The sequence below is a fragment of the Ramlibacter tataouinensis genome (genome assembly GCF_001580455.1).
In the GTDB taxonomy this organism is placed as follows: domain Bacteria; phylum Pseudomonadota; class Gammaproteobacteria; order Burkholderiales; family Burkholderiaceae_C; genus Ramlibacter; species Ramlibacter tataouinensis_B.
Genome location: NZ_CP010951.1, coordinates 4,504,676 through 4,521,708, shown reverse-complemented (window position 1 = coordinate 4,521,708; position 17,033 = coordinate 4,504,676). Strand labels below are relative to the sequence as shown.

Annotated in this window: 15 protein-coding genes; 4 read left to right on the top strand and 11 right to left on the bottom strand. The window is 66.3% G+C overall.

The features are described 5' to 3' along the window. Nucleotides 1-11 precede the first annotated feature (11 nt). From hscB to uvrB, 7 genes are all read right to left on the bottom strand, one after another. The gene (hscB, locus tag UC35_RS21030; RefSeq protein ID WP_061503979.1) at nucleotides 12-530 is read right to left on the bottom strand and encodes a Fe-S protein assembly co-chaperone HscB; all 519 of its coding nucleotides are present in this window, start codon (nucleotides 528-530) and stop codon (nucleotides 12-14) included. Nucleotides 531-600: 70 nt separating this feature from the next. After that, a complete protein-coding gene (gene iscA, locus UC35_RS21025) occupies nucleotides 601-924 on the bottom strand; it encodes an iron-sulfur cluster assembly protein IscA (RefSeq protein ID WP_061503189.1) in 324 nt (107 codons plus the stop codon). Between the two features lie 16 nt (nucleotides 925-940). Continuing rightward, entirely contained in the window at nucleotides 941-1,327 is a 387-nt protein-coding gene (gene iscU, locus UC35_RS21020; RefSeq protein ID WP_061503187.1) for a Fe-S cluster assembly scaffold IscU, read from the bottom strand. A 15-nt stretch (nucleotides 1,328-1,342) separates the two neighbouring features. Further along, a complete protein-coding gene (locus UC35_RS21015) occupies nucleotides 1,343-2,563 on the bottom strand; it encodes an IscS subfamily cysteine desulfurase (RefSeq protein ID WP_061503185.1) in 1,221 nt (406 codons plus the stop codon). Between the two features lie 46 nt (nucleotides 2,564-2,609). Further along, nucleotides 2,610-3,143, bottom strand: a complete 534-nt coding sequence (iscR, locus tag UC35_RS21010) for a Fe-S cluster assembly transcriptional regulator IscR (protein ID WP_061503183.1) — start codon at nucleotides 3,141-3,143, stop codon at nucleotides 2,610-2,612. Between the two features lie 175 nt (nucleotides 3,144-3,318). Beyond that, nucleotides 3,319-3,786: a low molecular weight protein-tyrosine-phosphatase gene (locus tag UC35_RS21005; protein WP_061503181.1), complete on the bottom strand. Its 468-nt coding sequence runs from the start codon at nucleotides 3,784-3,786 to the stop codon at nucleotides 3,319-3,321. Between the two features lie 27 nt (nucleotides 3,787-3,813). Next, entirely contained in the window at nucleotides 3,814-5,916 is a 2,103-nt protein-coding gene (gene uvrB, locus UC35_RS21000) for an excinuclease ABC subunit UvrB (RefSeq protein WP_061503978.1), read from the bottom strand. A gap of 137 nt (nucleotides 5,917-6,053) precedes the next feature. Between uvrB and UC35_RS20995 the strand changes: the two genes are divergently transcribed. The 4 genes from UC35_RS20995 (at nucleotide 6,054) to UC35_RS20980 (ending at nucleotide 11,689) form a co-directional block, all read left to right on the top strand. Further along, nucleotides 6,054-7,250 carry an amino acid aminotransferase gene (locus UC35_RS20995; RefSeq protein ID WP_061503179.1) on the top strand — a complete coding sequence of 399 codons (1,197 nt, stop codon included), beginning with the start codon at nucleotides 6,054-6,056 and terminating at the stop codon, nucleotides 7,248-7,250. 171 nt (nucleotides 7,251-7,421) lie between these two features. After that, the gene (locus UC35_RS20990; protein WP_061503176.1) at nucleotides 7,422-8,738 is read left to right on the top strand and encodes a polyhydroxyalkanoate depolymerase; all 1,317 of its coding nucleotides are present in this window, start codon (nucleotides 7,422-7,424) and stop codon (nucleotides 8,736-8,738) included. A gap of 15 nt (nucleotides 8,739-8,753) precedes the next feature. Continuing rightward, the gene (gene rsxB / locus UC35_RS20985) at nucleotides 8,754-9,425 is read left to right on the top strand and encodes an electron transport complex subunit RsxB (protein WP_061503174.1); all 672 of its coding nucleotides are present in this window, start codon (nucleotides 8,754-8,756) and stop codon (nucleotides 9,423-9,425) included. Between the two features lie 128 nt (nucleotides 9,426-9,553). Further along, nucleotides 9,554-11,689, top strand: a complete 2,136-nt coding sequence (locus UC35_RS20980; protein WP_061503172.1) for a TonB-dependent receptor — start codon at nucleotides 9,554-9,556, stop codon at nucleotides 11,687-11,689. A gap of 15 nt (nucleotides 11,690-11,704) precedes the next feature. On the opposite strand, the gene UC35_RS20975 is transcribed toward UC35_RS20980, so the two are convergent. Genes UC35_RS20975 through UC35_RS20960 form a run of 4 tightly spaced genes read right to left on the bottom strand, consistent with a single transcriptional unit; the run spans nucleotide 11,705 to nucleotide 16,950 of the window. Beyond that, nucleotides 11,705-12,145 (bottom strand): cyclic nucleotide-binding/CBS domain-containing protein, encoded by a 441-nt coding sequence (locus UC35_RS20975; protein WP_061503170.1) that lies wholly within the window; start codon nucleotides 12,143-12,145, stop codon nucleotides 11,705-11,707. A gap of 37 nt (nucleotides 12,146-12,182) precedes the next feature. After that, on the bottom strand, nucleotides 12,183-13,238 hold the full coding sequence (locus tag UC35_RS20970) for a 2-oxoacid:ferredoxin oxidoreductase subunit beta (protein ID WP_061503168.1): 1,056 nt from the start codon (nucleotides 13,236-13,238) through the stop codon (nucleotides 12,183-12,185). Beyond that, nucleotides 13,235-15,118: a 2-oxoacid:acceptor oxidoreductase subunit alpha gene (locus UC35_RS20965; RefSeq protein ID WP_082793420.1), complete on the bottom strand. Its 1,884-nt coding sequence runs from the start codon at nucleotides 15,116-15,118 to the stop codon at nucleotides 13,235-13,237. The genes UC35_RS20970 and UC35_RS20965 overlap by 4 nt, the downstream gene beginning before the upstream one ends. A gap of 2 nt (nucleotides 15,119-15,120) precedes the next feature. Then, a complete protein-coding gene (locus tag UC35_RS20960; RefSeq protein ID WP_061503164.1) occupies nucleotides 15,121-16,950 on the bottom strand; it encodes an FAD-dependent oxidoreductase in 1,830 nt (609 codons plus the stop codon). Nucleotides 16,951-17,033 lie beyond the last annotated feature (83 nt).

The following is a 17,033-nucleotide window of genomic DNA, read 5'->3' as shown; positions in this document are numbered from 1 at the left end:
CTCCAATAACCCTATTGTCCCAACTGCTCGAAGCGGACCTGCACGTCGTGGCCAAAGCGCTCGATGAACATGAGCGCCCTCACCTGCTGCGACGCGGCCGCGGCATCACTGCGCTCGTCCAGCAGGTGCTCGATGCGCTGCAGGGCCTCACGCCGCGCGATATGCAGTTCGCCGTCGAGCTGGTCCAGCTCCTCTTCGTTGCGCGCTTCCTCCAGGGCTTCACGCCACGCCATCTGTTCCACGAGGAAATCGGCCGGCATGGCGGTGTTGCTCTGGGCGTCCACCGGGGCGCCACGCAGCTCGCACAGATAGGCCGCGCGCTTGAGGGGATCCTTCAGGCGCTGGTAGGCCTCGTTGATCCGCACCGACCATTGCATGGCGATGCGCTGCGCCGCCTGGCCCTGCGCGGCAAACCGGTCGGGATGCGCCTCGCGCTGCAGTTCCTTCCAGCGGGCGTCGATGGCCTCCCGGTCCTGCGCAAACTGCAGCGGCAGGCCGAACAGCTCGAAGTCGGTGGATTGCAGGTTCAGGTTCATGACAAAGATGAAAAAACCGCCGGCACCACAGTGAAGGCGGTTCCCGTGGCGCCCGGCGCCAGTCTCAAACTCGGAAGCTCTCGCCGCAGCCGCAGCGGTCGCGCTCGTTGGGGTTGATGAACTTGAAGCCCTCGTTCAGGCCCTCGCGGACGAAGTCCAGCTGCGTGCCGTCGATGTAGGCCAGGCTCTTGGGGTCCACCAGCACCTTGACGCCGTGCTCCTCGAACACGATGTCCTCCGGCGCGGCCTCGTCCACGTATTCGAGCTTGTAGGCAAGCCCCGAGCAGCCCGTGGTCTTGACGCCCAGGCGCACCCCCAGGCCCTTGCCGCGCCGGGCGAGGTATTTGGTCACGTGCCTTGCCGCTGCTTCAGTCAGAGAGATGGCCATTACTTCCAGCGAACCTTCAGTTCGAGTGCTTTTTCTTGTAGTCCTCGACCGCCGCCTTGATCGCGTCCTCAGCCAGGATCGAGCAGTGGATCTTCACGGGCGGCAGCGCCAGTTCCTCGGCGATCTGGCTGTTCTTCAGCGACGCCGCCTCGGACAGCGTCTTGCCCTTGACCCATTCGGTCACCAGCGAGCTCGACGCGATGGCCGAGCCGCAGCCGTAAGTCTTGAAGCGCGCGTCCTCGATCACCCCGGTGGACGGGTTGACCTTGATCTGCAGCTTCATCACGTCGCCGCAGGCGGGGGCCCCGACCATGCCGGTGCCGACCGTCTCGTCGCCCTTGTCGAAGGAGCCGACGTTGCGCGGGTTCTCGTAGTGGTCAACGACCTTTTGCGAATAGGACATTGTGGTTCTCCTTGCTCAGTGCGCCGTCCATTGGATCGTCGAGATGTCGATCCCGTCCTGGTACATCTCCCACAGGGGACTCAGTTCACGCAGGCGGGCGACGTTCTGCCGGATCACATTGACGGCATAGTCGATTTCTTCCTCGGTCGTGAAACGGCCGATCGTCATGCGCAGGCTGCTGTGCGCCAGTTCGTCGCTGCGGCCGAGCGCGCGCAGCACGTAACTCGGTTCCAGCGAGGCCGAGGTGCAGGCGGAGCCGGACGACACCGCCAAGCCCTTGATGCCCATGATCAGCGACTCGCCTTCGACGAAGTTGAAGCTCATGTTCAGGTTGTGCGGCACCCGGTGCTCCAGGCTGCCGTTGATGAAAACCTGTTCGATGCTGCCCAGGCCGTCGAGCAGCCGCTTCTGCAACGCCTTGGCCTTTTCGGCGTCCTTGGCCATCTCGACCTTGGCCAGGCGGAAGGCCTCGCCCATGCCCACGATCTGGTGCGTGGGCAGCGTGCCCGAGCGCATGCCGCGCTCGTGGCCACCGCCATGCGTCTGCGGCTCGATGCGCACGCGCGGCTTGCGGCACACGTACAGCGCGCCGATCCCCTTGGGGCCGTAGCTCTTGTGAGAAGCCAGGCTCATCAGGTCGATGGGCATCTTGCGCACGTCGATCTCGACCTTGCCGGTGGCCTGCGCTGCGTCCACGTGGAAGATGATTCCCTTCTCGCGGCACAGCGCGCCGATGGTCGGGATGTCCTGGACCACGCCGATCTCGTTGTTCACGAACATGACGCTGATCAGGATGGTGTCGGGCCGGATGGCCGCCTTGAGCGCCTCCAGGTCCAGCATGCCGTCTTCCTTGACGTCCATGTAAGTGACCTCGAAGCCCTGCCGCTCCATCTCGCGCATGGTGTCGAGCACCGCCTTGTGCTCGGTCTTGACCGTGATCAGGTGCTTGCCGCGGGTCTTGTAGAAGTGCGCGGCGCCCTTGATCGCCAGGTTGTCCGACTCGGTGGCGCCCGAAGTCCAGACGATCTCGCGCGGGTCGGCGTTGATCAGGTCAGCCACGTGCGCACGCGCCTTCTCCACGGCCTCTTCGGCCTCCCAGCCCCAGGCGTGGCTGCGCGAAGCCGGATTGCCGAAGTGCTGGCCGAGCCAGGGAATCATGGCGTCGACGACGCGCGGATCCACCGGCGTGGTCGCGCCGTAATCCATGTAAATCGGGAAATGCGGGGTGGTGCTCATCGTGTTCAGTTTCCTGCTCTGAAGCCTGCAGGGTGGTTGTGCCTGGTCAAGATTTAGCGAACGAGTTGCCCAAGGCGAACACCGAATTCGGCGCGTTCACGCGGATGGGCTTGACCACAGGCTGCGACGAGATCGCGCGCTTGACGGCCGGCTTGTCCTCGACCTGCACGCCCTTGGCGAGCTGCTCGTCCACCAGCTTCTGCAGGCTGACCGAGTCCAGGAACTCGACCATGCGCTGGTTCAACTGCGCCCACAGCTCGTGCGTCATGCAGCGGCTGCCGTCGTTGCAGTTCTCCTTGCCGCCGCACTGCGTCGCGTCGATCGGCTCGTCCACCGACACGATGATGTCAGCCACGGTGATCTCCGAGGCCTTGCGGCCGAGCGTGTAGCCGCCGCCCGGCCCGCGGGTGGACTCGACCAGCTCGTGCCGGCGCAGCTTGCCGAACAACTGCTCAAGGTAAGATAGCGAAATCTGCTGGCGCTGGCTGATCGCCGCCAGCGTGACAGGGCCATTGTTCTGGCGCAGCGCCAGATCGATCATTGCGGTGACCGCAAAGCGGCCTTTGGTCGTGAGACGCATCGCAAGCTCCTTCTGCTTGACCTGTTTCCTGTGTGCTCCGGCTCGCCGGAGTCATCGGTCCCGGCGCCTGCGCCCGGACTTCGCCTGCTGGGGTTCTTTCCTGACTAATTTCGTCAAGTATACCAGAAAACCCACTGGCGGGCTCGGGTAATAGAGGCGAAGCTCAGCGGGAAAGTCAGCGGGGAAGTTCCAGCCGCTCGCGAAGATGGACGAGCAGCCCGCGGCAGCCCTGTTCGACATGGTCCAGCACGGTCTCGAAGCCGCCGGCGCCGCCGTAGTACGGATCACTGACCTCTTCGCCGAGGCCGGGCGGCGCGAACTCCATCAGCCGCCTCAGCTTGTGCTGGTGCCGGGGCGGGCACAAATCGCGCAGTTCCTCGAGGTTCTGCCAGTCCATGGCCAGGATCAGGTCAAACTCCTCGAAGTCGCCGACCCTCACCTGCCGCGCCCTCAATCCCGACAGATCGTAGCCGCGCCGGCTTGCGTGCTTCTGACTGCGGGCGTCGGGCGCTGAGCCCGCGTGGTAGCCCAGCGTGCCGGCCGAATCGACCCGGACGGCGTCGGCGAGCTCAGCCTCGAGCAGCAGGTGGCGCAGCACGCCCTCCGCCGTCGGGCTGCGGCAGATGTTGCCCATGCAGACCATGAGCACGGACAACCTCGCGGCCACCGGTCAGCCTTTCCCGGTCGGCGGGGGGGCGGCCACGCTGTCGTGCACCGATGCCCCGAAGGTTTGCTCCTTGAGCAGTGCCAGCTGGTCGCGCACGCGCGCCGCCTTTTCGAATTCCAGGTTGCGCGCATGCTCGAACATCTGCTTTTCCAGACGCTTGATCTCCTTGGCCATGTCCTTTTCCGACATGTCCTGCGCGATGGCCCGCTGCAGCTCCTGCTTCTCCTGTTCCTTGCTGGCCTTTTCGCTGTAGACGCCGTCGATCAGGTCCCGCACCTTCTTGACGATGCTGCGCGGGGTGATGCCGTGCGCCTCGTTGTAGGCGATCTGCTTGGCGCGCCGGCGCTCGGTCTCGCCCATCGCCTTTTTCATGGATTCCGTGTGCTGGTCGGCGTACAGGATGGCCTTGCCGTGCAGGTGTCGCGCGGCCCGGCCGATGGTCTGGATCAGCGAGCGCTCGGCGCGCAGGAAACCTTCCTTGTCGGCGTCGAGGATGGCCACCAGCGACACCTCGGGGATGTCCAGGCCCTCGCGCAGCAGGTTGATGCCCACCAGCACGTCGAAGGCCCCCAGGCGCAGGTCACGGATGATCTCCACCCGCTCGACCGTGTCGATGTCGCTGTGCAGGTAGCGCACCTTGACGCCGTTGTCGCTGAGGTAGTCGGTGAGCTGCTCCGCCATGCGCTTGGTCAGGGTGGTGATCAGCACCCGCTCGTGTCGCTGCGCGCGGATGCGGATCTCCTGCAGCACGTCGTCCACCTGGTGCGTCGCGGGCCGCACCTCGACTTGCGGATCGACCAGCCCGGTGGGGCGCACCACCTGCTCCACGACCTGGCCGGCATGGGTCTTCTCGTACTCCGCCGGCGTGGCGGACACGAAGACCACCTGGCGCATGCGCGTCTCGAACTCCTCGAACTTCAGCGGCCGGTTGTCCAGCGCCGAGGGCAGGCGGAAGCCGTATTCCACCAGGGTGGTCTTGCGGGCACGGTCGCCGTTGTACATGGCGGCGAGCTGGCCCATCATCTGGTGGCTCTCGTCGAGGAACATGAGCGAGTCGCGCGGCAGGTAGTCCGTCAGCGTGGAGGGCGGCGCCCCCGGCGGCGCGCCGGACAGGTGCCGGGTGTAGTTCTCGATGCCCTTGCAGTGGCCGAGTTCGCTGAGCATCTCCAGGTCGAAGCGGGTGCGCTGCTCCAGCCGCTGCGCCTCCACCAGCTTGCCGTCGCCCACCAGCTCCTTCAGCCGCTGGTCCAGTTCGAGCTTGATGGTCTCGACCGCGGACAGCACCTTCTCACGCGGCGTGACGTAGTGGCTGGAGGGGTAGACCGTGAAGCGCGGCACCTTCTGCCGGATGCGGCCGGTGAGCGGGTCGAACAGCTGCAGCGACTCGATCTCGTCGTCGAACAGCTCGATTCGGATCGCCAGCTCCGAGTGTTCTGCCGGGAAGATGTCGATGGTGTCGCCGCGCACGCGGAAGGTGCCGCGGGTGAAGTCCTGCTCGTTGCGCGTGTACTGCATGCGAATGAGCTGCGCGATGATGTCGCGCTGGCCGATCTTGTCCCCCACCCGCGTGATGAAACGCATCTGGGTGTAGTCCTCGGGCGCGCCGATGCCGTAGATCGCGCTCACCGTGGCCACGATCACCGTGTCGCGCCGCTCCAGCACGCTCTTGGTGGCCGACAGGCGCATCTGCTCGATGTGCTCGTTGATCGAGCTATCCTTCTCGATGAACAGGTCCCGCTGCGGGACGTAGGCCTCGGGCTGGTAGTAGTCGTAGTAGCTGACGAAGTATTCGATCGCGTTGCGCGGGAAGAACTCGCGGAATTCGCTGTACAGCTGGGCCGCCAGCGTCTTGTTGGGCGCGAACACGATGGCCGGCCGCCCGAGCCGGGCGATCACGTTGGCCATGGTGAAGGTCTTGCCCGATCCGGTCACTCCCAGCAGCGTCTGGAAGACCTCGCCGTCGCGCACGCCCTCGACCAGTTTGTCGATGGCCGCGGGCTGGTCGCCCGCCGGCGGGTACGGCAGGTACAGCTCGAAGGGCGAATCGGGAAAGGAGACGAACTCCCCGCCCTTCGTTTCGGTGATGGCTTCATCGATTTCTGGCATGGACTGGCTGGGCTGGTTCGGGAAAACCCCCATTAAAATCAAAGGCAGCCGGACAGCGTACAACATCGCCGGCCGCGGTGCGGCGAAGACCGGCCCCGCTCGTTCATCAGCACCCCGTCACCCTTCGAAGGAATTTCATGTCCCTCTTTTCCGCCGTCGAAATGGCCCCGCGCGACCCCATCCTGGGTCTCAACGAGCAGTTCAACGCCGACAGCAACCCGAAAAAGGTCAACCTTGGCGTGGGTGTCTACTACGACGACAACGGCAAGCTGCCCCTGCTGCAGTGCGTCCAGGCCGCCGAGCAGCAGATGATGGAAAAGCCCCAGGCCCGCGGCTATCTGCCGATCGACGGCATCGCTGCCTACGACGCCGCCGTCCAGGCCCTCGTATTCGGGGCCGGCAGCGAGCCGGTCAAGTCCAAGCGCGTCGCCACGGTGCAGGCGCTGGGCGGCACGGGCGGCCTGAAGATCGGCGCCGACTTCCTCAAGAAGGTGAGCCCCGATGCCAAGGTGCTGATCAGCGACCCGAGCTGGGAGAACCACCGGGCGCTGTTCACCCAGGCCGGCTTCACGGTCGAGTCCTACCCGTACTACAACGCCGCCAGGCGCGGCATCGACTTCGACGGCATGCTCACGGCGCTGGCCGCTGCGCCGGCCGGCACCATCGTGGTGCTGCACGCCTGCTGCCACAACCCGACCGGCTATGACATCACGCCGGCGCAGTGGGACCAGGTGGTCACCGCGATCAAGGCGAACAAGCTGGTGCCCTTCCTCGACATGGCCTACCAGGGCTTCGGCCAGGGCATCGCCGAGGATGGCGCCGTCATCGGCAAGTTCCTCGCCTCGGGCCTGGACTTCTTCGTGTCCACTTCCTTTTCAAAGAGCTTCAGCCTCTACGGTGAGCGCGTCGGCGCGCTTTCGGTGCTCTGCCAGAACGCCGACGAGGCGGCCCGCGTGCTGTCGCAGCTGAAGATCATGATCCGCACCAACTACAGCAACCCGCCGACCCACGGCGGCCAGGTGGTGGCCACAGTGCTCAACACCCCGCAGTTGCGCGCCCAATGGGAACAGGAGCTGGCCGAGATGCGCCAGCGCATCAAGCTGATGCGCCAGGCCATGGTCGACAAGCTCAAGGCGGCCGGCGTCAGCCGCGACATGAGCTTCATCGCCGAGCAGGTCGGCATGTTCAGCTATTCCGGCCTGACGAAGCCCCAGATGGAGCGTCTGCGCAGCGAATTCGGCGTGTACGGCACCGACACCGGCCGCATGTGCGTGGCCGCGCTGAACAGCAAGAACATCGACTACGTCTGCCAAGCCATCGCCAAGGTCCTGTAACCGCACCAATCCCCCCCTCGTCAGGGGGGGAACATGGGGCACTTAGCGCAATCGGCGCAACTTTTCCGCGCCGTGTCGTGCAGGCGCACAACGGCCCGCAAATTGGTGTTTTCACCCGCGTGCGGCCGCCAAGTCCGAGTGCTATATTGCACTGCACAAAGGACGGGACCCATGCTTTACCAAATCTACGAAACGCAGCGCAGCCTGATGGAGCCCTTTGCGGACTTTGCACAAGCCGCGTCCAAGCTCTATAGCAACCCGCTGTCGCCTTTCGGCCAGCTTCCCCTGGCACAACGCGTCTCGGCCAGCTACGACCTGATGTACCGGTTGTGGAAGGACTACGAGAAGCCGGTCTTCGGCATCACCACGGTCAACGTGGACGGCGTCGATGTCGCGATCCACGAGCGCGTGGAACTCGACAAGCCCTTCTGCGAATTGCGCCGCTTCAAGCGCTTCACCGACGATACGGCGACCCTGGCCAAGCTCAAGGAGCAACCGGCGGTGCTGATCGTCGCGCCGCTGTCGGGCCACTACGCGACGCTGCTGCGCGATACGGTGCGCACCATGCTGGGCGACCACAAGGTCTACATCACGGACTGGAAGAACGCACGCAATGTCCCGATGTCTGCCGGTGAGTTCCACCTGGACGACTACGTGCACTACGTGATGGATTGCATCCGCCACCTGCAGCAGACCTACGGCAATTGCCACGTCATGAGCGTGTGCCAGCCGACGGTGCCGGTGCTGGCTGCCGTGTCGCTGATGGCCTCGCGTGGCGAGGTCACGCCGCTGTCCATGACGATGATGGGCGGGCCGATCGATGCGCGCAAGTCGCCCACCGCCGTCAACAACCTGGCGATGAACAAGAGCTACGAGTGGTTCGAGAACAACGTGATCTACCGCGTGCCACACAGCTTCCCGGGCGCCGGCCGCCGCGTCTACCCCGGCTTCCTGCAGTACACCGGTTTCGTGGCCATGAACCCTGACCGGCACCTTTCGAGCCACTACGACTACTTCCGCAACCTGATCCGCGGCGATGACGCCAGCGCCGATGCCCACCGCCAGTTCTACGACGAGTACAACGCCGTGCTCGACATGGACGCCAACTACTACCTCGACACGATCCGCACCGTCTTCCAGGAGTTCGCGCTGGTGAACGGCACCTGGGACGTGATCAGCGAGGACGGCGAACTCGAGCGCGTGCGCCCCGAGGACATCAAGACCACGGCGCACTTCACCATCGAAGGCGAACTGGACGACATCTCGGGTTCGGGCCAGACCGAAGCGGCCCACGGCCTCTGCTACAACGTGCCCAAGTCGCGCCAGAAGCACTTCGAGGTGCCGGGCGCGGGCCACTACGGCATTTTCAGCGGCCGCCGCTGGCGCGAGATGGTGTATCCGCAGCTGCGCGACTTCATCAAGCAGTTCGACGACGGCCCGCGCGTGAAAATCGTGGCGAAGAAGTCGCGCCTGGTCCCGGCCGACTGACGACAGCTGTTCGAGGTGAGCCCGCAGGCGCAACGCATCCACGCCGAGTTGCCGCAAACGCAGTGCACGCGCTGCGGCTACCCGGATTGCGCCGCCTACGCCCGGGCCATTGCCGACGAGCAGGCCGAAATCAACCAATGCCCACCGGGCGGTGCCGAAGGCATCGTCCGGCTGGCGCGCGCGACCGGCCGTGCGGCCTTGCCACTCAACCCGGAGAACGGGACTGAGGGCCCGCGCACGGTGGCGGTGATCGACGAGAACTGGTGCATCGGCTGCACCCTGTGCATCGCGGCCTGCCCCACCGATGCCATCGTCGGCAGCAACAAGCTGATGCACACCGTGATCGAGCCGTATTGCACCGGCTGCGAACTTTGCGTGCCGGTCTGCCCGGTCGACTGCATCTCACTGGAAAACGTCACCGGGGAACGCACCGGCTGGCAGGCGTGGTCGCTCCAGCAGGCGCATGAAGCGCTGGACCGCTACGAAGCCCGGACGGCACGGCTGCAGCGCGAGGCGCTCGAGCACGACCAAAGGCTGGAGCAGAAGGCGCTGGCCAAGCTGGCCGACCTGCCCTCGCAAACCCTCGGCACCGAAGTCGACACGGAAGAGAAGCGCAAGCGCGCGGTGATCGAAGCCGCGCTGGCGCGTGCGCGCGCCAAACGCCAGACCAACGACCCATCTGGCTGAAGTTTGACGCCACTCAATGAGAGCAATTCTCGTTTGAGTGACAGTCACTACACCTCATCCATTGTCGTTGTCGGCCAGCCAGACACGGGCCCTCCAGCCAGCCGCACCTCTTTCCAGGAGAACTTCTCATGGTGCGTGCCCCTGCGCCCAGCCCAATCGTGGCCGCCGTTCTGGCGACGCTCGCTGCAATCCCGGCCCTCGCTGCCGACCCCACCCTCACCCAGATCGACGTCCGGGCCCAGGCCGAACGGGCCGACGGCCCCGTGGAAGGCTATCGCGCGGCCCGCTCGGCGACCTTCACCAAGACCGACACGCCCCTGAAGGAGGTGCCGGCCTCCGTCACCGTGGTGCCCTCGGCCCTGATGAAGGACCAGGCCATGCAAAGCATGGCCGATGTACTTCGCTACGTGCCCGGCGCCAACGTGCACCAGGGTGAAGGCAACCGCGACCAGGTGGTCCTTCGCGGCAACAGCACGAATGCCGACTTCTACGTCGACGGCATCCGCGACGACGCGCAGATCTTTCGCGACCTCTACAACCTGGAACGCGTCGAAGTGCTCAAGGGCCCCGGCGGCATGGTGTTCGGCCGCGGCGGCGCCGGCGGCGTGGTCAATCGCGTGACCAAGCAGCCCCGGTTCTCACGGGTCGCCGAGGCCGGCCTCACGCTGGGCGACCACGAGCAGGTGCGCGCCAACGTCGACCTGGGCAACCAGGCGGGCGAACGCCTGGCCTGGCGGGTCAATGCGGTCGCCGAGCACGCGCGCAGCTTTCGCGAAGGCGTGAGCCTGCGTCGCGCGGGCATCAACCCGGTGCTCACCTGGAGCGCGGATGCCGCCACGGCCCTGACGGTCGGCCTGGAGCATTTCGAGGACACGCGCACCGCCGACCGCGGCATCCCGTCGAAGAACGGCCTGCCCTTCGAGACCGGCCGCGGCACCTTCTTCGGCAATGCGCAGCAAAGCGAGGCGCGCTCCACCGTCGACAGCCTGTCGGCGGTGCTGGAGCACGAGCTCGCCGGCGGCGTCCAGCTGAAGAACAGCTTCCGTGCCACCGGCTACGACAAGTTCTACCAGAACGTGTATCCGGGCAGTGCGGTGAACGCGGCGAACACCCTCTCCATCGCGGCCTACAACAACGCCAACGAACGCACCAACGTCTTCAACCAGACCGACCTGGTGGCCACGCTGGACGCGGGCGGCATGCGCCACACGGTGCTGGGCGGTGTGGAACTGGGCCACCAGGACAGCCGCAACCAGCGGCGCACCGGCTTCTTCGGCAGCAGCGCAGGCAGCATCGCCGGCATCCCGGCCAGCAACCCGGTGGCCACGGCCACCTCTTTCGGATTTCGCGGCACCGATGCGAACAACCGGGTGGGCTCCGACATCCTCGGCCTGTATGCACAGGACCAGGCCGCCTTCAGCGAACGCTGGAAGCTGGTGGCGGGCCTGCGCTATGACGTCTTCAAGGTGGACTTCGATGACCGTCGCACCACCGTGACGCCGGCCGACCTGCAGCGCACCGACCGCGAGTTCAGTCCCCGCCTGGGCCTGATCTGGACCCCCGACGCCCGCGCCACCTACTACGCCAGCTACAGCTATGCCTTCCTGCCTTCCGGCGAGCAACTGAGCCTGGCCACCAGCACCGCCGACTTGGCGCCGGAGAAGTCGACCAACCTGGAACTGGGCGCGCGCTGGGACCTGCTGCCCAGCCTCAGCCTGTCGGCGGCCGTGTTCCGCCTTGACAAGAACGACGTGCGCGCGCGAGATCCCTCCGGGAACGGCCAGTTCGTGAAGACCGGCCAGCAGCGCACGCAGGGCGTGGAACTGGGGCTGCAGGGCAACGTCCTGCCGTCCTGGCAGGTCTATGCGGGCTACGCCTACCTGGACGCGAAGGTGAGCAAGTCACTGAACACCGGCACCGACCCCGCCGCGACCCCCATTCCCGCCGGCCGCCGGCTGGCCTTGGTGCCGCGCAACTCGCTGTCGGCCTGGAACAGGTTCGAGCTGGCGGCCGGCTGGGGCCTGGGCCTGGGCGTCGTCTACCAGGGTGAGTCCTACGCCTCCATCAGCAACGCCGTGCGGCTGCCGGCCTTCACCCGCTTCGATGGCGCGCTGTACTACGGCTTCGCGGGCGGCAAGGCGCGCGCGGCGCTCAACCTCGAGAACCTGGGCAACCGCAAGTACCAGCCGACCGCTGACGGCGACAACAACATCAGCCAAGGGGCGCCACGCACGGCACGCGTGACGCTGACGGCGAGCTTCTAGTGCCGGGGTCCGAGCTCAGCCGAGGGCGTCGTTCACCTGCTCGTTGAACTCCGCGATGCCGATCGCCGTGCCGATCTCGCGCGGCAGGGCATCGCGAATGGAAAACACGCCCAGGATACGCCCCTGGGCGTTGACGATCGGCAAGTGCCGGAAGCCGCGCTCGAGCATGATCACCACCGCCTCGGACACCGGCGTTTCGGGTTTCACGCAGATCGGCTTGGGGGTCATCACCTCGCGTGCGGTCGCGCGCTCGGGATCCACGCCGCGCGCCAGCACCCGGGTCATCAGGTCACGCTCGGTCAGGATGCCCAGCAGGGTGTCCGGTGGCTCCATCACCAGGACGCTGCCGCACTTGACGCGGGTCATGGCGCAAGCGGCCTCGCGCACCGTGGCTTGCGGCGGCACGCTGAGCACGCGCTTTTGCGAGATCGACTGGAAGACGGTGCGCTCGGCCATGATGCGCCTCCTGCAGTTGAACCGGCTCTTTCAAGGACTAGCGAAGCGAAGCGTTGAGTTTTTCCAGCACCCCGGCCCCGGGACACAGCTGCGTCGCATCCATGGCGTTGAGCGGCTGCTCGCTGGTGTTCAGCGCGGTGTGCAGGTCGGTGGCCAGCGGATCGACGTACAGCAGCCCGGTCACCACTTCGCCCCGCGCCTGGTGCTCCTGCATGTAAATCATCGCCGCATGGCGGTTCGTAGGATCATAGGACCGATGGAGGCTGCGCAGGCGCAGCAGCGACCCGTCGTGCTGGCGCACGTCCACCACTTCGCCGGGCGCGTACTCAGCCGTGATCTCCGACCGCGACGAAATGAAGTCGATGCGGCTCACCGCCTCGTTGTGCTCGCGCACGTAGTCGTAGCTCTTGGTGCTGCCCGGGTGGTTGTTGAAGGCCACGCAGGGGCTGATCACGTCGATGAAGGCTGCGCCACCGTGCGTGATCGCGCCCTTGATCAGCGGCACCAGCTGCGCCTTGTTGCCGGAAAAGGCCCGGCCCACGTAGGTGGCGCCCAGCTGCAGGGCCATGCCGACCAGGTCGACCGCGCTGTCGCTGTTGATCGCGCCCTTCTTGCTCTTGGAGCCCTGGTCGGCCGTGGCGGAGAACTGGCCCTTGGTCAGCCCGTACACCCCGTTGTTCTCGACGATGTAGGCCATGCGGACGCCGCGCCGCATGGCGTGGGCGAACTGGCCCAGGCCGATCGAGGCCGAATCGCCGTCGCCCGACACGCCCAGGTACAGCAGGTCCCGGTTGGCGAGGTTGGCGCCGGTCAGCACCGAGGGCATGCGGCCGTGCACGGTGTTGAAGCCGTGCGAGGCGCCCAGGAAGTAATCGGGCGTCTTCGAACTGCAGCCGATGCCCGACAGCTTGGCCACGCGATGCGGCTCGATGTCGAGTTCCCAGCAGGCCTGGATGATGGCCGCGGAGATCGAGTCGTGCCCGCAGCCCGCGCACAGCGTCGAGATCTTGCCCTCGTAGTCGCGCCGCGTGTAACCGACCTTGTTCGTCTCCAGCGTCGGGTGGCGCAGCCGGGGCTTGGCAATGTACGTCATTTGGCAACCTCCGTGCCGGGAGCTTCGATCGGCGGCACCACGACCGGCGGGCGGCCGCCGACCAGGCCTCTGGCGCCGCCGCGCACATGCTCGGTGACGGCCCGCGTGATGAAGCGCGCCGTGATCGGCGTGCCGTCGAAATGCAGCACCGGGATCAGCCGTGCCGGGTCGATGTCCAGCTCGTTCACCAGCAGGCTGCGCAATTGCGCATCGCGGTTCTGCTCCACCACGAACACCGCCTCGTGCTCTTCGATGAAGCGGGCCACGCTGTCCGGGAAGGGAAAAGCGCGCAGGCGCATCGCGTCGATCGGAATGCCGGACGCGGTGAGGTCCTCCAGCGCCTCCTGCATGGCCGGGGTGGTCGAGCCGAAATAGATCACGCCCAGCGGCGTGCGGTTCGTTGCCGGCTGCAGCACCGGCTGTGGCACCAGCGTCGCCGCCGTCTCGAACTTGCGCAGCAGGCGCTCGACGTTGTAGACGTAGTCCGGGCCGCGCTCGGAATAGCGGGCGTAGGCGTCGCGCGTGGTGCCGCGCGTGAAGTAGCTGCCCTTGGTCGGATGCGTGCCGGGCAAGGTCCGCCAGGGAATGCCGTCACCGTCCACGTCCTTGTAGCGGCCGAAATCCTTGCCGGCCTCCAGTTCCTCGGCGCTCATGACCTTGCCGCGGTCGTACGGACGGCCTTCCTCCCACTCGAAGGGATCGCACAGCCGCTGGTTCATGCCGATGTCCAGGTCGGTCATCACGAACACCGGGGTCTGCAGGCGATCGGCCAGGTCCAGCGCGGCCGCCGCGTGGTCGAAGCATTCGCGCGGGTCCTGTGGGAACAGCAGCACGTGCTTGGTGTCGCCGTGCGATGCATAGGCGCAGGAAATGATGTCGGCCTGCTGCGTGCGCGTGGGCATGCCGGTGGACGGCCCGCCGCGCTGCACGTTGATGATGGTCACCGGGATCTCGGCGAAATAGGCCAGGCCGATGAACTCGGTCATGAGCGACACGCCCGGCCCGGACGTCGCGGTGAAGGCGCGCGCGCCGTTCCATCCCGCGCCCACCACCATGCCGATGGAGGCGATCTCGTCCTCCGCCTGCACGATGGCGTAGCGGTTCTGGCCAGTGGCCGGATCGACCCGGAACTTGGCGCAGTATTTCTGGAAGGCCTCGGCCACCGAGGAGGACGGGGTGATCGGGTACCAGGCCGCCACCGTGGCGCCGCCGTAGACGCAGCCCAGCGCCGCCGCGCTGTTGCCGTCGACGAAGATCCGCTTGCCGACCTTGTCGGCGCGCCGCACACGGATGCCCAGCGGCGCGCGCAGGTGCTCCCTGGCGAAGTCGCGGCCCAGGTGCAGCGCCTGCACGTTGGAGGCCAGCAGCTTCTCCTTGCCGCGGTACTGCTCGCCGAACAGCTTTTCGATCACCTCGGGCTCGATCTCGAGCAGCACCGACAGCGCGCCCACGTAAACGATGTTCTTGAACAGCTGGCGCTGGCGGGCATCGGAGTAGACCGCATTGCAGATCTCGGTGAGCGGCATGCCGATCACCGTGATGTCGTCGCGGAACTTCGAAGGCGGCAGCGGCCGGGTGCTGTCGTAGAACAAATAGCCGCCCGGTTCGATCTCCGCCAGGTCCGCATCCCAGGTCTGCGGGTTCATCGCCACCATCAGGTCGATGCCGCCGCGCCGGCCCAGCCAGCCCTGCTCGCACACCCGCACCTCGTACCAGGTCGGCAGGCCCTGAATGTTGCTCGGGAAGATGTTGCGCGGGCTGACCGGCACGCCCATGCGCAGGATCGCCTTGGCGAACAGCTCGTTGGCGCTGGCGGAACCCGAGCCGTTGACGTTGGCGAACTTGACGACGAAGTCGTTGATCGATTCGATGCGTTGCATGCTCATGCCGGCACCCCCTCGCGCACCTTCGTGTCCCGGCAGCGCGGTCCGGCCGGCGTGGTCTTCAGCAGGAACTTGCGCATGTCCCAAGCGCCGGTCGGGCAGCGCTCGGCGCACAGGCCGCAATGCAGGCACACATCCTCGTCCTTGACCATGATGCGTCCGGTCTTCAGTTCCGCCGACACATACAGCGACTGCGCCAGGTTCAGCGCGGGAGCCTTCAGGCGCTGGCGCAGCTCCTCTTCGTCGCCGTCCTGGGTGAAAGTGATGCAGTCCATGGGGCAGATGTCCACGCAGGCATCGCACTCGATACACGTACTCTCGGTGAAGACGGTCTGCACGTCACAGTTCAGGCAGCGCTGGGCTTCCTTGAACGCCGTGGCCACGTCGAACCCGAGCTCGACCTCGATCTTGATGCTGGCCAGCGCCCGCTCGGCCTTGGCCCAGGGCACCTTGAAGCGCAGGTCGTAGGAGGTGTCGTTGTCGTAGCTCCACTCGTGGATGCCCATCTTCTGCGACACCAGGTTGGTCATGGGCATGGGACGCACCGACACGTCCTCGCCGTGCAGCAGGCGGTCGATCGACACCGCCGCGTCGTGGCCATGCGCCACGGCGGTGATGATGTTCTTCGGCCCGTAGGCCGAGTCACCGCCGAAGAACACCGTCGGCACGCTGGACTGGAAGCTGTCCTTGCGCAGGGCCGGCAGGCCCCACTTGTCGAACGCGATGCCGCAGTCGCGCTCGATCCAGGGAAAGGCATTCTCCTGGCCCACCGCCACCAGCACCTCGTCGCATTCGAAGAAGACCTCGGGCTCGCCGGTGGGCACCAGCTGGCGGCGGCCCTGCGCGTCGTACTCGGCACGCACGATCTCGAAGCTCATGCCGGTAAGCCGGCCGCCCTCATGGACGAAGGCCTTGGGCACGTGGTAGTTAATGATGGGGATGCCCTCGTGCATGGCATCCTCCTTCTCCCAGGGCGAGGCCTTCATTTCCTCGAAGCCGCTGCGCACGATCACCTTCACGTCCTCGCCGCCCAGACGGCGCGCCGAACGGCAGCAATCCATCGCGGTATTGCCGCCGCCGAGCACGATGACCCGCTTGCCGATCTTCGTCACATGGCCGAACGACACCGAGGCCAGCCAGTCGATGCCGATATGGATCTGCGTCTCCGCTTCGCGCCGCCCCGGTATATCGAGGTCGCGCCCGCGCGGCGCGCCGCAGCCGACGAAGATGGCGTCGTAGCCCTGCCCCATCAGCCATTTCATCGAGTCGATCCGCTGGCCGGCGACGAATTTCACGCCCAGGTCCAGGATGTAGCCGCACTCCTCGTCGATCACTTCCTCGGGCAGGCGAAAGCGCGGGACCTGCGTACGCATGAAACCGCCGGCCTTGGCCTCTGAATCGAAGACCGTGACTTCGTAGCCCAGCGGCGCCAGGTCGCGCGCCACCGTGAGCGACGCAGGTCCGGCCCCGACGCAGGCGATGCGCTTGCCGTTCGGCGGCCCGGCCTGCGGCATGCGGCTTCGCACGTCCTCATCCTTGAAATCGGCCGCCACCCGCTTCAGCCGGCAGATCGCCACCGGCTCGGGCGTGGGCGCGTTCTGGTCCTCGACCCGGCCGCGCCGGCAGGCCGGCTCGCAGGGCCGGTCGCAGGTGCGGCCAAGAATGCCCGGAAAGACGTTGGACACCCAGTTGATCATGTAGGCGTCGCTGTAGCGGCCCTGCGCGATCAGTCGGATGTATTCGGGGACGGGAGTGTGGGCCGGACAGGCCCACTGGCAATCGACGACCTTGTGGAAATAGGCCGGATTCGCAATGTCGGTTCGCTGCAAGCTGGTCTCCTGTCGCGAAAGCGAGGGGCTTGTGACCCCGGACCAGTCTACGCCTGCGGCAGCGAACGCGCTTCCTCGGGTTT